General features: G+C 60.0%; 12 protein-coding genes. 3 read left to right on the top strand and 9 right to left on the bottom strand.

Annotated elements, in window-relative coordinates; genetic code table 11:
- Position 1: 1 nt before the first annotated feature.
- The 9 genes from AC07N8_RS01155 to AC07N8_RS01115 form a co-directional block, all read right to left on the bottom strand.
- Positions 2 to 1,393 carry a GntP family permease gene (locus AC07N8_RS01155; RefSeq protein ID WP_059182858.1) on the bottom strand — a complete coding sequence of 464 codons (1,392 nt, stop codon included), beginning with the start codon at positions 1,391 to 1,393 and terminating at the stop codon, positions 2 to 4.
- A 284-nt stretch (positions 1,394 to 1,677) separates the two neighbouring features.
- The gene (locus tag AC07N8_RS01150; RefSeq protein WP_493141938.1) at positions 1,678 to 3,093 is read right to left on the bottom strand and encodes a sigma-54 interaction domain-containing protein; all 1,416 of its coding nucleotides are present in this window, start codon (positions 3,091 to 3,093) and stop codon (positions 1,678 to 1,680) included.
- A 138-nt stretch (positions 3,094 to 3,231) separates the two neighbouring features.
- On the bottom strand, positions 3,232 to 4,806 hold the full coding sequence (locus AC07N8_RS01145; RefSeq protein WP_483842387.1) for an ABC transporter ATP-binding protein: 1,575 nt from the start codon (positions 4,804 to 4,806) through the stop codon (positions 3,232 to 3,234).
- 14 nt (positions 4,807 to 4,820) lie between these two features.
- A complete protein-coding gene (locus AC07N8_RS01140) occupies positions 4,821 to 5,843 on the bottom strand; it encodes an ABC transporter permease (RefSeq protein WP_483842386.1) in 1,023 nt (340 codons plus the stop codon).
- Complete coding sequence (locus AC07N8_RS01135) at positions 5,843 to 6,904, bottom strand: microcin C ABC transporter permease YejB (RefSeq protein ID WP_059182860.1); 1,062 nt, start codon at positions 6,902 to 6,904, stop codon at positions 5,843 to 5,845. Before AC07N8_RS01135 ends, AC07N8_RS01140 begins: the two co-directional genes overlap by 1 nt.
- Complete coding sequence (locus tag AC07N8_RS01130) at positions 6,904 to 8,772, bottom strand: extracellular solute-binding protein (protein ID WP_493141935.1); 1,869 nt, start codon at positions 8,770 to 8,772, stop codon at positions 6,904 to 6,906. The genes AC07N8_RS01135 and AC07N8_RS01130 overlap by 1 nt, the downstream gene beginning before the upstream one ends.
- Before the next feature lie 136 nt (positions 8,773 to 8,908).
- The gene (locus AC07N8_RS01125; protein ID WP_493141933.1) at positions 8,909 to 9,190 is read right to left on the bottom strand and encodes a peptidylprolyl isomerase; all 282 of its coding nucleotides are present in this window, start codon (positions 9,188 to 9,190) and stop codon (positions 8,909 to 8,911) included.
- An 82-nt stretch (positions 9,191 to 9,272) separates the two neighbouring features.
- Positions 9,273 to 10,154 carry an esterase/lipase family protein gene (locus tag AC07N8_RS01120; RefSeq protein WP_493141931.1) on the bottom strand — a complete coding sequence of 294 codons (882 nt, stop codon included), beginning with the start codon at positions 10,152 to 10,154 and terminating at the stop codon, positions 9,273 to 9,275.
- Between the two features lie 296 nt (positions 10,155 to 10,450).
- On the bottom strand, positions 10,451 to 11,539 hold the full coding sequence (locus tag AC07N8_RS01115; protein ID WP_493141930.1) for a 3-deoxy-7-phosphoheptulonate synthase: 1,089 nt from the start codon (positions 11,537 to 11,539) through the stop codon (positions 10,451 to 10,453).
- A 626-nt stretch (positions 11,540 to 12,165) separates the two neighbouring features.
- Here AC07N8_RS01115 and AC07N8_RS01110 point away from each other — a divergent pair.
- From AC07N8_RS01110 to gacA, 3 genes are all read left to right on the top strand, one after another.
- Positions 12,166 to 12,924, top strand: coding sequence for a carbon-nitrogen hydrolase family protein (locus tag AC07N8_RS01110; RefSeq protein ID WP_493141928.1), 759 nt, complete (start codon positions 12,166 to 12,168; stop codon positions 12,922 to 12,924).
- Positions 12,925 to 13,368 (top strand): GNAT family N-acetyltransferase, encoded by a 444-nt coding sequence (locus tag AC07N8_RS01105; protein WP_493141926.1) that lies wholly within the window; start codon positions 12,925 to 12,927, stop codon positions 13,366 to 13,368.
- 127 nt (positions 13,369 to 13,495) lie between these two features.
- Positions 13,496 to 14,137, top strand: a complete 642-nt coding sequence (gene gacA / locus AC07N8_RS01100) for a response regulator transcription factor GacA (protein ID WP_008015884.1) — start codon at positions 13,496 to 13,498, stop codon at positions 14,135 to 14,137.
- Positions 14,138 to 14,139 lie beyond the last annotated feature (2 nt).

Raw genomic sequence — 14,139 nt, 5'->3', positions numbered from 1 at the left:
CTCACACAATGCCAGTGGCGTAGAAAGTGCCGATGACCACGAAGACCGCCAGGGTCTTGATCAGCGTAATACAGAAAATGTCTTTATAGGCTTCGCGGTGCGTCAGGCCGGTGACCGCGAGCAAGGTAATCACCGCGCCGTTGTGCGGCAGGGTATCCATGCCGCCACTGGCCATCGCGGCCACGCGGTGCAGCACTTCCAGCGGAATGTTGGCCGCATGGGCCGCCGCGATGAAGTCATTGGCCATGGCGGCCAGCGCGATGCTCATGCCGCCCGACGCCGAACCGGTGATGCCCGCCAGCAAGGTCACGGTAATCGCTTCGTTGACCAATGGATTGGGAATGCTCTTGAGCCAGTCGGCCAACACGAGGAAGCCTGGCAGCGAAGCAATCACCGCACCAAAGCCGTATTCCGACGCGGTGTTCATCGCCGCGAGCAACGCGCCGCTGACCGCACTTTTACTGCCTTCGGCGAGTTTGCTGCGAATCGCCTGGAAGCCAAACACCAGCACCATGATGATGCCCACCAGCAGCGCCGCCTGAACCGCCCAGATCGCCGTCAATTTAGCGATTTCGGTGGTGACCGGCGCGGCCATGCCCGGCAGCGCGAGGCTGTGGGTCTTGCCGTACCACTGCGGAATCCACTGAGTGAACAGCAGGTTCATGATGCCCACGGCCAGCAGCGGCGACAAAGCGATCCACGGGTTAGGCAGCTTAATGTCGGCGGATGTCTCCGGCTCGTTGCGCAACTCGGTGCCATAGCCTTCGCCGGCCCGTTGGGCTTTGTTGCGCTGACGCTGGAGAAACAGCATGCCGGTGCAGAACACGAAAATCGTGCCGATCAAACCCAGCCACGGCGCCGCCCAGGCGGTGGTGTTGAAGAAGGTGCTGGGGATGATGTTCTGGATTTGCGGGGTGCCGGGCAGGGCGTCCATGGTGAACGAGAACGCGCCGAGGGCAATGGTCGCCGGGATCAAGCGCTTGGGGATGTCGCTCTGGCGGAACATTTCAGCGGCAAACGGATAGACCGCGAACACCACCACAAACAACGACACGCCGCCGTAAGTGAGCAGGGCGCAGACCAGCACGATCACCAGCATCGCCTGGCGCGTGCCGAGCAGGCGAATGGCGGCGGCGACGATGGAGCGCGAGAAGCCGGACAACTCGATCAGCTTGCCGAACACGGCACCGAGCAGGAACACCGGGAAATACAGTTTGATGAAGCCGACCATTTTTTCCATGAACACCCCGGTGAAGGCAGGGGCGACGGCGGAAGGGTCGGTGAGCAGGACGGCGCCGAGGGCGGCAATCGGGGCAAAAAGGATAACGCTGTAGCCACGGTAAGCAGCGAGCATCAACAGCGCGAGGGCTGCCAAGGCAATGATCACACTCATGGTGTGTCTCCTGGATTTTTGTTTTTGTAGGGTAGGTCTTTTGTGGGAGAGGGCTTTAGCGAGATTCGTGCCAGTTGGTTATCTCGTTGAAATACAAGGAGATTTTGTTTGTTCTTGGTGAGTGTTCGAGAGTGTCGTCTCTTAATTGAGACTTTTCGGCAGTGATTGCCTCTTCGCGAGCAGGCTCGCTCCCACAGGTTGACCGAGTTCGTCCTGGGAGCGCGGTCCCTGTGGGAGCGAGCCTGCTCGCGAAGGTCTGTCTAACAATGGAGATTCGTGTCTCTTTATGGAGACTCAGCAATCCCCAACGCCACCATCTTCTTGTACAACGTCGATCGACCCAGCCCCAGCCGCGCCGCTGCTTCAATCACCTTGCCCTCGCATTGCGCGAGGGCAGATTCAATCAACTGCCGATCAAACCGCTCCCGAGCCTGGCTAAACGTCTCGTGCGCAACCGGCGAAATCGCCAGCAGAGTCGAGCGCTCCACTGGCGTGAAGGTGCCAATCGCCGCACGAATCTCGTCGGCATCCAGCAGCAGATCATCACTGAGCAACGCCGCCCGCTCCAGGACGTTGCGCAGTTCACGAATGTTCCCCGGCCACGCGTGCTGGCCCAGCAACTCCAGCGCCTCGCGGTTCAGCTCATGTTGGCTGCGTAACTCTTCAAGAATCGCTTCGCTGAGCGCCGGCAGGTCGTCGAGGCGATCACGCAGCGGTGGCACGTGGATGGGCAACACGTTGAGGCGGTAATACAAATCCGCGCGAAACTCGCCGCGTTTGATGGCTGCTTCGAGATCGGTCGAAGTGGCTGCGATCACCCGCACATCGCTCTGGATTACGTCATTCGAGCCGACCGGCTCGAACTCCTTTTCCTGCAAAACCCGCAGCAGTTTGCTTTGCAGCGGCAGCGGCATGTCGCCGATTTCATCCAGAAACAAGGTGCCACCCTGGGCGATTTGCAGTTTGCCGGCGCGACCCTTACGGTCGGCGCCGGTAAACGCGCCAGGCGCGGTGCCAAAGAATTCTGCTTCCAGCAACGATTCGGGAATCGCCGCGCTGTTGATACTGACGAAGGCTTTGTGCGCACGCGGCGAAGCGCTGTGAATCGCCTGGGCCAGCAGTTCCTTGCCGGTGCCGGTTTCACCGAGCAGCAACACGGGCGACTCAGCACTGGCACTGCGTCGGGCGCGGCGTTTGACTTCCAGGCTGGCCGCGCTGGTGCCGATGAAGTGGGCGAAGTTGTACTTGGTCTGGCGCGCCCGCAGTAGCGAGCGGGTCGACGCCAGTTCTTCCTGCATGCTCATGTAGCGCTTGAGCATCGGCGACAGGCTGCGCAATTCGTCGAACAACGCAAAACCAATTGCGCCGATGACTACGCCGGCATCGTCATGGATCGGCAGGCGCATGACCACCAACGGCTCTTTGGGGGTGTCCTGCATGTCGAGCAAAATCGGGCGTCCGGTGCGCACCACTTCGCGCAACAGGCTGCCGGGAATCACACTTTCGCAGGCTTTGCCGATGGCCACTTCAGCCGACTCCAGGCCGAAACGCCGGGCATAGCGTTCGTTCATCCACACGATGTTGGCATCGCGGTCGACGATCACCGTGCCTTCGCTGGACTGCTCGATGATCTCGAACAGCGAGCGGATTGCCAGCAGGCGGACACGCTGGTAGTCCTTGAGGCTTTCGGTGGTATTCATGGGCAGATCCTGATTGTGTATGGCCTGTTCGGGCCTCTTCGCGAGCAAGCCCGCTCCCACAGTTGACCGAGTTATCAGGACGAACGCGGTTTAATGTGGGAGCGGGCTTGCTCGCGAAGGCCGTGATGCGGTCTATGACTACCGCGGATGCGCCGCCGCCAACAGCTCTTTGGTGTACGGATGCTGCGGTGATTCAAACACCTCATGGCTGGCACCGCTTTCCACCACTTTGCCGTCCTTGATCACGATCATGTCGTGAGCCAGGGCGCGCACCACCGCCAGGTCATGGCTGATGAACAAATACGTCAGGCCGTGTTTTTCCTGAAGCTGGCGGAGCAGGGCGACCACTTGTTTTTGTACGGTGCGATCCAGCGCCGAGGTCGGCTCGTCCAGCAGGATCAGCGCCGGTTTCAGCACCAGCGCCCGGGCGATAGCGATACGCTGACGCTGGCCACCGGAAAACTCGTGCGGGTAGCGATGACGGCTTTGCGGGTCGAGGCCGACTTCCTCCAGCGCCCGAATCACTTCGGCCTTGCACTGTTCATCGGTCAACTGACTGTGCACCTCAAGGCCTTCGCTGATGATCTGCGCCACCGACATTCGCGGGCTGAGGCTGCCATAAGGGTCCTGGAATACCACCTGCATTTTCTTGCGCCACGGCCGCAGCTGCTTTTGCGTCAGGCCATCCAGCGCTGCGCCCTGAAAGCGAATGCTGCCTTGGGAGTCGAGTAAACGCAGGATAGCCTGGCCGAGCGTCGATTTGCCCGAGCCGGACTCGCCGACGATGCCCAGCGTCTTGCCACGCTGAATATTGAGGCTGATGCCGTCCACGGCATTGAGGTAGGTCTTGCGCTGAAACAAGCCGCCACTGAGGGCAAACTGCACGCGCAGGTTATCTACCTCCAGCACATTCTCGCGCTCGTCGCGGGGCAGGGCTTCGCCCTCCGGTTCGGCGTTCAACAGCAAGCGGCTATAGGGGTGTTTGGGCTCGGTGAAGATCGTTTCACAAGTGGCTTGCTCGACGATTTCCCCGGCCTTCATCACGCACACGCGCTGGGCAATGCTGCGCACCAGATTGAGGTCATGGCTGATCAGCAGGAGCGACATGCCAAGCCGCTGTTGCAGGGATTTGAGCAGGATCAGAATCTTGCGCTGTACCGTGACGTCCAGCGCGGTGGTCGGTTCGTCGGCGATCAGCAACTCAGGCTCGCAGGCCAGGGCCATCGCGATCATCACCCGCTGACGTTGGCCACCCGAGAGTTGATGCGGATAAGCCTTGAGCCGCTCCTTGGGCTTCTGGATGCCGACCAGGTGCAACAACTCAAGGATCCGCGCTTGCGCCGCTTTGCCGGTCAGGCCTTTGTGCAGCAGCAGGGTTTCGCCGATCTGCTTTTCGATGCTGTGCAGCGGATTGAGCGAGGTCATCGGCTCCTGAAAAATCATCGCGATCCGGTTGCCACGCAACTCACGCAGCACTTTGGCCGAGGCACCGAGCAATTCCTTGCCGCGATAACGGATGCTGCCGGTCGATTCGGTACCGGTTTCGGGCAGTAATTGCAGGATCGAATGCGCCGTCACCGATTTACCGGAGCCCGACTCGCCGACCAGCGCCAGGCATTCGCCGGGGCGGATGTCCAGGCACAGGTTGCGCACCACGGTTTCACCGCTGAAGGCGACGCTGAGGTCACGGATTTCGATCAGGGGGGTACTCATATCAACCGTCCGCGTCAGGATCTCGGATCGAAAGCATCACGTAATGCCTCGCCGATAAACACCAGTAAAGAAAGGATCAGCGCCAGGGTGAAAAACGCCGTCAGCCCCAGCCATGGCGCTTGCAGGTTCTGCTTGCCCTGACCGATCAGCTCGCCCAGGGATGCGCTGCCGGCCGGCATGCCGAAACCGAGGAAGTCCAGTGCCGTCAGGGTGGTAATCGCCCCGGTCAGAATGAACGGCAGGTAACTCAGGGTCGCGTTCATCGCGTTGGGCAGAATGTGCCGCACGATCACTTTGCGATCCGACAGGCCCAGCGCCCGGGCGGCTTTGACGTATTCCAGGTTGCGCCCGCGCAGGAACTCGGCGCGCACCACGTCGACCAGCGCCAGCCAGGTAAACAGCGCCATCATCCCCAGCAACCACCAGAAATTCGGCTCGACGAACCCGGACAGAATGATCAGCAGGTACAGCACCGGCAGCCCGGACCAGACTTCCAGCAAGCGCTGGCCGATCAGGTCGACCCAGCCGCCGTAGTAGCCTTGAAGGGCCCCGGCGGCAATGCCAATCAGGGCGCTGACGAAGGTCAGCATCAGTGCAAACAGGATCGACACCCGCGCACCGAAAATCACCCGGGCCAACACATCCCGGGCCTGATCGTCGGTGCCCAGCCAGTTCACATTCGAGGGCGGGCTCGGTGCCGGTTTGTTGAGGTCATAGTTGGGCGTGTCGTCACTGAACGGGATCGGTGGGAACAGCATCCAGCCGCCGTCCTTTTTAATCAGCTTCTGCACATAGTCGCTGCGGTAATCCGCCTGGAACGGCAATTGCCCGCCGAACGCCTGCTCGGTGTGGCGTTTGAATACCGGGAAATACCATTGCCCCTGATAGCTGACCACCAGCGGCTTGTCGTTGGCGATCAATTCGCCACCCAGGGTCAGCGCAAACAGACCAATGAACAACCACAGCGACCACCAGCCCCGGCGGTTTTTCTTGAAACGTTCAAAACGGCGACGCCCCAACGGCGAGAGCTTGAACATCAGGCATTCCTCGCGGCGAAGTCGATGCGCGGGTCGACCAGTGTGTAGCAGAGGTCGCCGACGAGCTTTATCAGCAGGCCGAACAGGGTGAAGATAAACAGCGAGCCGAACACCACCGGATAGTCGCGCGAGACCGCGGCTTCGTAACTCATGCGGCCGAGGCCATCGAGGGAGAAAATCACTTCGATCAGCAAGGAACCGGCGAAAAACACGCTGATGAACGCCTGCGGAATGCCCGACACCACCAGCAACATCGCATTGCGGAACACGTGTCCGTACAGCACTCGGCGTTCGCTCATGCCTTTGGCCCGGGCGGTGATCACGTATTGGCGGGTGATTTCATTGAGGAACGAGTTTTTGGTGAGGATGGTCAGGGTGGCGAAACCGCCAATCACCAGCGACGTGACCGGCAGCACCAGGTGCCAGAAGTAGTCGGCGATTTTGCCCACGGTGGACAGCGAGTCGAAGTTGTCCGAGACCAGCCCGCGCACCGGGAACCAGTTCAACGAGGTACCGCCGGCAAACACCACGATCAGGAACATCGCGAACAGAAACGCCGGCATGGCGTAGCCGATGATGATCGCGGTGCTGCTCCAGATGTCGAAATGGCTGCCGTGGTGCACGGCTTTGCGGATACCCAGGGGGATCGACACCAGGTAGGTGATCAGGGTCGCCCACAGCCCGAGGGAAATGGTCACCGGCATTTTTTCGAGGATCAGGTCGGTGACCGTGGCGCCACGGAAGAAGCTCTTGCCGAAATCGAGCCGGGCGTAACTGGTGAGCATCAGCCACAGGCGCTCATGCGCAGGTTTATCGAAACCGTATTGTTTTTCGATGTCCTTGATCAGTTGCGGGTCCAGGCCTCGGCTGGCGCGCGAGGTGCCGTGCATGGTTTCGCCGGAACCGCCGCCAACCGTTGCACCGCCGATGCCTTGCAGGTGCGCAATCGCCTGTTCCACCGGACCGCCCGGTGCTGCCTGGACGATGACGAAGTTGACCAACAGAATGATCACCAGCGTCGGGATGATCAGCAGCAAGCGCCGCAGTATATAAGCCCACATCAGTGCGGCCCTCCGGGTCTGCCGCGGCTGATTTGCTCGGCGGTCATTTGCTGGTTGGTCAGCGGCGTGGTGCTGATTTCCCACCAACTCTCGATGGCTTCGTCATTGCTGGCCTGCTCGTTGGGCCGACCGAAGCGGTTCCACCAGACCGTCGAGGTGCCTGGCGGGTAATAGTTGGGAATCCAGTAGTAGTTCCATTGCAGCACCCGGTCGAGCGCGTGGGCGTAACGCAGCATCTCCGGCTGGGAGGTGGCGCGGACCACGCCGGTGATCAGGGTGTCGACCGCCGGATTCTTCAGCACCATGTAGTTATTGGCGCCGGGGTCGTTGGCCGAGATCGAGCCGAAGTAATTGAACAGTTCGCCACCGGGGGAGGTGGTGACCGGGTAGCCGGTGACGATCATGTCGTAGTCGCGGCTCATCAGGCGATTCACGTACTGGGACGAATCGATACGGCGGATGTTCAGGTCGATGCCGATCTGCTTCAGTGTTCGTTTATAAGGCAGCAACAGTCGGTCCATGCCGTTCTGGCTGACCAGGAAGGTAAAGCTCAGCGGCTCGCCCTCGGCGTTGACCAGTTGATCGCCATCGGGTTTCCAGCCGGCCTGTTCGAGCAGGTCCAGTGCTTGCAACTGCTTGTCGCGAATCACGCCGCTGCCATCGGTTTTCGGTGCTTCGAAGACCTGGGTGAACACCTCGTCGGGGATCTGTCCGCGCAACGGTTCAAGAATCGCCAGTTCCGCCGCATCGGGAAGGTGCTGCGCCGCCAGGTCGGTGTTGGAAAAGTAACTCTGCTGGCGGATGTACATGTCACGCATCATCTGCCGGTTGCTCCATTCGAAATCCCAGAGCATGGCCAGGGCCTGGCGCACCCGGCGATCCTGGAAAATCGGGTTCTGCAAGTTGAAGACAAACCCTTGCGCCGGTTGCGGTGCGTCTTGCGCCAGATGCGCCTTTTGCAGGCGGCCGTCGCTCAGGGCCGGGCTCTCGTAGCCGATGGAGTAGCCGGTGGCGGAGAATTCGCGGTTGTAATCATAGGCGCCGCCACGCAGCACCTGGCGCGCCACGTCGGTGTCGCCGAAGTATTCGATGCTGAAATGATCGAAGTTGTAGATGCCGCGGCTGACTGGCAGATCCTTGCCCCACCAATTGGCGTCGCGCTCGAAAGTGATGCTGCGGCCGGAATCGACTTTGCCCACCTTATAAGGACCACTGCCCAAGGGCGCCTCGTACCCGCCGCCGTTGGCGAAGTCGCGGGTCTTCCACCAATGCTCGGGAAACACCGGCAGCGTCGCGATATCGAGGGGCAGGGTGCGGTTCTCGTTGCTTTTGAAATCGAACCGCACGACCAGAGGCGATTCAACTTCCACGCCTTTGACGTCCGCGAACTGGGTGCGATAGCGCAGGCTGCCCTGGGTCATCAGCAGGTCGTAGGTGTAGCGCACGTCTTCGGCGGTGATCGGCGTGCCGTCGGCAAAGCGTGCCTTGGGGTTTAGATAGAAGCGCAGGAACAGGCCGTCGTCCGGGCGCTCCATCTTTTGTGCGACGAGGCCGTACACGGTGTAAGGCTCATCCAGCGAGCGCTGGGCCAGTGGCGCGTACAGCAAACCGTCGATTTGCGTGACGCCAATGCCCTTGTCGATGTACGGCAGGATATGGTCGAAGTGGCCAATTTCAATCGCCGAGCGACGCATCGTGCCGCCCTTGGGGGCTTGCGGATTGGTGTAGGCAAAATGACTGAAACCGGCGGGATACTTCGCGGCTTCTCCGTACACGGTCAACGCATGTTGCGGTGCGGCATTCACACCAGCGGCGCCGAATAGCAGCGCCACGGCAGTGAACAATAAAGTGGGGAAAGCCAGTCGCATTGTCAGCCTTAGAGCCGGAGGATCGAAAAGCACAATTTGTACGCTAGCGGCGCTTCCCTCGCCAGTCTAAAAACGTATCCGAAACACAACGGCCCACCAAAAGGCGGGCCGTTATGGGTAAAGCCTGGCGGATCGATCAGTCCTGACGACTGGTCACTTCCAGCAAGTGATAACCGAACTGGGTTTTCACTGGGCCTTGTACGACGTTGATTGGAGCGCTGAACACCACGGTGTCGAACTCCTTGACCATCTGGCCTGGACCGAACGAACCCAGGTCGCCGCCTTGACGGCTGGATGGGCAGGTGGAGTTGGCTTTGGCGATTTCGGCGAAATCAGCGCCGCCTTCGATCTGGGCCTTGAGTTCGTTGCACTTGGCTTCCGAGGCAACCAGGATGTGAAGGGCAGTGGCTTTAGCCATGGAAAATTCTCCTTTCAATATTCAGTAAAGTGCGGAGCCTACCGGATTCAGTGACCTATTTCTCGTCAAAGTTCCGGACAGATTATAGGCCCGCGTTTCTCAGGCGCTCGGCATGCTGCACATACAACGTCACGGGATCGATGGCTTTGCGAGTCAGGCCGCCTGTATGACCGAGGCTGCTCAGGTGATCCAGCGGGTAGTCGGAGCGGATGACTTTCCCCAGGTGGGAGCTGTAGCGGCCGACTAAACCGTCATTCTGCTCCGCTTCCGTGGTGAAGTAGAGGGAGAAGGCCCGGAGGAATCCGTGCAGTGGATCGAGCGCTTTCAGGCCCTCGTCGAGAAGCGTTCCCTGTAACGTGCCGCTCCACGAGTAATAACGCACGCCGTTCACCACATCACGGCCCTTGCCGCCCCAGGTCTTCGGCAACCCTTGCGGATACTTGTCGTTGAAAGCGCCGACGCCTTCGGTGGTCAGCGCATTGAGTGCGGCGACTGCGTTTTGCGGCAAATGCAGGTTGCCGCTGAGCAGCGACACAAAATCAGCGAACAGTGTCGCCACCGTCGCCGCGACATGTTCCGGAAGACGGCCGGGCGTCAGCGCCTTGCGCAGGAAGTCGGCCAGTTCCGAGCCGTGGTTCGGGCCACTGACCGAAGTCACCGAAGCCACCACATGGGGCGCTATCGCCGCCGCATAGCGTGCCGCCAATGCTCCCTGGCTGTGGCCGATCAGGTTGACCTTGCCGGCGCCGGTACCTTCCAGCACCCGTTCGATCTGTGCCAGCAGCTGGTCGCCACGTACTTCGTTGCTATGGGTAGCCGACAGGTGCGGGATGAACACCCTGGCTCCCGCACTTCGCAGGGACTGCTTGACGTCATGGAAGAATTCGGTTTTGCCGATGCGATCAAAGCCGAAGAGCCCGTGGATCAACAGGATAGGGTACTGAGTAGTTGCATTCCGTAGCATGTTCATTCCTTTTTCGCGGTCGTTCAGAGGTGTGCAGATGGGCTCACTCTAAAGCACCCCAGCGCGTCGGCGATGTATGAAGAGTCCGCTGTAAGCTGATGAAAAAGGTATAGAAAATGTAGGAAAGTTCGAATGTGGTTGAGGTCTTGTTCTGAATGTTTCGACATCTTTTGATCTGTAACAGCGCGTTTTCCTGCGATGGCCTACTCAGGAAACGGTTTTGCCTGTCAGTGATGTCTTGTGCTGGTGATCTTGTGGCGAGGGAGCTTGCTCCCTCGCCGCAGGTCAGTGTCAGGCTAGCTGACTGGCATTTGTCCGCGCTGCGCTCGAAGCCGGTCGGCGGCCTGGCGCAACAACGCCTCTGTCCCGTTCCAGCCAAGACAGCCGTCGGTCACCGAGACGCCGTAGCGCAGCGATGCACTCAAGGGTTGGCAACCTTCGAACAGATGACTCTCGATCATCATGCCGATCAGCGAACGGTCGCCTTGCAGGCGTTGTTCAAGTACGTCATTGAACACCGCCGGTTGCCGCGCCGGGTCTTTGCCGCTGTTGGCGTGGCTGCAGTCGACCATGATCCGCGCCGGGATCTTCAGTCGGGTCAAATCACGGTTCACCTGGCCGACGCTGTCGCGGTCGTAGTTCGGCCCCTGATGTCCGCCGCGCAACACCAAGTGCGTGTCGGGATTGCCAGGCGTCTGAATGATTGCCGGATGTCCCTGGCTGTCGACGCCGAAATGTCGGTGCGGATGGGCGGCCGAGCGCATGGCGTCGCTGGCCACGGTCACGCCGCCATCGGTGCCGTTCTTGAAGCCGACCGGCATGTTCAGGCCGCTGGCCATTTCCCGGTGGATCTGTGATTCGGTGGTACGAGCACCAATTGCCACCCAGCTCAGCAGGTCGTCAAAGTAGCCGGCGGCCATGGGTTGCAGCAGTTCGGTGGCAATCGGCAAACCGAGGCGGACCATTTCGCGCATCAGTTCACGCGACAGCGTCAAACCGCCAGCCATGTCATCACTGCCATCCAGGTGCGGGTCGTAGGCCAGGCCTTTCCAGCCGACCGTGGTGCGTGGTTTTTCGACGTAGGCGCGCATCACCAGCAACATTTCATCGCTGACGTCGGTGGCGAGTCGGGCAAGGTTGGCGGCGTATTCGAGGGCGGACTGCGGGTCGTGAATCGAGCAAGGGCCGACGATCACCAGCAAACGGGAGTCTTCACCGTTGAGGATCGCGCGGACCGCGTCGCGGTGAGCGGCGACTTGGCGGCTCAGGGCGTTGCTGAGGGGCAGTTGCTGCTTGAGTTGCAATGAGCTGGGCAGACGCAGGGTCAGCGCTTCATTGGCAGGGTTCAAGGTGGACAGCGGCAGAGCAGAGACGGACGAGTTCATGGCATGGCTTCCTGGGCTGGCGGCGGGTTCGTTCCCGCGCGCCCGGCCCTACTGGGGTGTTCGACAATTGGCCGGATTGGCTGCGTGTGTGTGCTTGCCACCTGTGGGTGACCGATCGGAGGCGGCAGGCTGTCCCGAGCGGAGGCTGGTAAATCGCCAGGCGGTAAAACTGTCGTAACGGTAATAAGTGGCGTAGTTCATGTCGTGAATCCTCAAAGTGTCTGGTGTGTCGCAAAAGTGTTCGGGGCTGAAAAAACAAAACCCCCGGTCGGGAGGCCGACCGGGGGTTTGGAAAACTCTGGCGGCGACCCGTTTAAAGTGGGCGCCGTGTGGGTATCAGGCGCGCCAGTGGCTAAACCAATACCCAAAATAAAAGCTGACCGAAGCACAGACGTCATTCACTCGCGCAGCCGCCACCGAACGCTGAGCGCTGGCAGTTGGAAGCTGTGAGAGGGTGTTGAACATGGTCTGTCTCCGATGGATGCGCCGAGCTTACTAGAGGCCGGTGCGCGGTTTCAATCAGAAAATGCTATCGATTGCAGACGGCGTTTTCTATCGCTTGAGTGCATCCTGCTTTATGACACACTTTGTGTTTTGCCCATCCTCGAACGTCACAAGGACGAAACATGACGCCATTGACCATTGCCGCCGCTCAATCGATCTCGGTCGCCGGTGATCTCGCCGCCAACATTGCCCTGCATCAGCGCTTCATGCAGGTTGCCGCGGAGCATGGCGTTCAGTTGCTGGTTTTTCCGGAATTGTCGTTGACCGGGTATGAGCGGGGCCTGGCAGCCGAATTGGCCATCGCGCCGGATGCCGAGGTGTTGCAACCGTTGCGGGATTTCGCTCGGGAAGTCGGTGTCACCAGTGTGGTCGGCATGCCGATTCGGCTGTCGGACGATTCGCCGGTATTGATTGGTGCGTTGGTGTTAGGCGCCGATGGTTCACTCGAGGTCTACAGCAAACAGCATCTGCACCCCGGCGAGGAAGTGGCGTTTGCGCCAGGCACCGGTGGCTCGATGTTGACCATCGGTGGCGATAGCGTCGCGCTGGCGGTGTGTGCCGATTTTTCTCACGCCAGTCACGCTGCCGCTGCCGCAGAGCAGGGCGCCGACCTGTATGCCGCCGGTGTGCTGATCACGGAAAACGGCTACGTCCCGGACACCGCGCTTCTGCAAGGTTACGCCAGCACGCATTCAATGACGGTGCTGATGGCCAACCACGGCGGTGCGACCGGAGGCTGGGAGTCTGCAGGACGCAGTGCCATCTGGGCGTCGGACGGTTCGCTGATTTCTGCGGCGCCGGGTACTGGGAATGTAATAGTGGTGGCGCGTCGCGAGGCGGGTAGCTGGAGCGGCACTGTTATTGACGTTACGGAGGCTTGAATGCGTTTCGACTGGCGTCTGGCGTCATCCTCCGATCTCGACTTCGCGCGGAAACTGACCTGCGACAACATGCTGCGCTATTACATCCAGCACGATCTGCTTTGGCTGGATCAGGCGTTTGATGTCGCCTGGGCGGGGCGCGAGAGCCGCATGATTGTGCTCGAAGACGCGGTGCTGGGTTTTGTCAGTCTGAGTCGCGATGCGAACGCCTTGTACATCCGCGAACTGCATGTGCTCGAAGCGTATCAGGGGCAGGGCGCAGGTGGTTGGGTGATCGATCAAGTCTTCGCGCTGGCGTGCAAGGAGCGACGCCCGGCGTTACGGCTTACCGTTTTTGAAAATAATCCGGCAAAAAAGCTTTACGAACGAAAAGGGCTGAAGGTGGTCGGTCAGGACGAGTGTTTCCTGAGAATGCAGCGTGATATCGGCAGGCTTCATCGCTGAAACGCGCTGGCGACAAGCCTTTCAAGATGTATTGATACTTTTTATATGACGCTTGCCGCTAGGTCTGCCAGTTGCTTTTTGCTAAGGTGTCCGGCAACCCAATAAGACCAATTCGCGAGGTGTCTGCTTGATTAGGGTGCTAGTAGTCGATGACCATGATCTCGTTCGTACAGGCATTACACGAATGCTGGCTGACATCGATGGCCTGCAAGTAGTCGGCCAGGCTGAATCAGGGGAAGAATCCCTGCTGAAAGCGCGTGAGTTGAAACCCGATGTGGTGTTGATGGACGTCAAGATGCCCGGTATCGGCGGTCTTGAAGCCACGCGCAAACTGTTGCGCAGTCATCCGGATATCAAAGTTGTCGCGGTCACCGTCTGTGAGGAAGATCCGTTTCCGACGCGGTTGCTGCAGGCGGGCGCCGCCGGATACCTGACCAAGGGCGCAGGGCTCCCGGAAATGGTCCAGGCGATTCGCCTGGTGTTTGCCGGTCAACGCTATATCAGCCCGCAGATTGCCCAGCAACTGGCGATCAAGTCCTTTCAGCCAACCAACGATTCGCCTTTCGATGCATTGTCCGAGCGCGAGATCCAGATCGCGTTGATGATTGTCGGCTGCCAGAAGGTCCAGATCATTTCCGACAAGCTTTGCCTGTCGCCCAAAACGGTCAACACTTACCGTTACCGCATTTTCGAGAAGCTTTCGATCAGCAGTGATGTCGAGCTGACGCTGTTGGCGGTGCGTCACGGCATGGTCGATGCCAGCCTCTGACA

Source organism: Pseudomonas sp. GW821-FHT10C09 (assembly GCF_059415465.1).
This window is presented reverse-complemented; position numbering and strand designations above follow the sequence as displayed.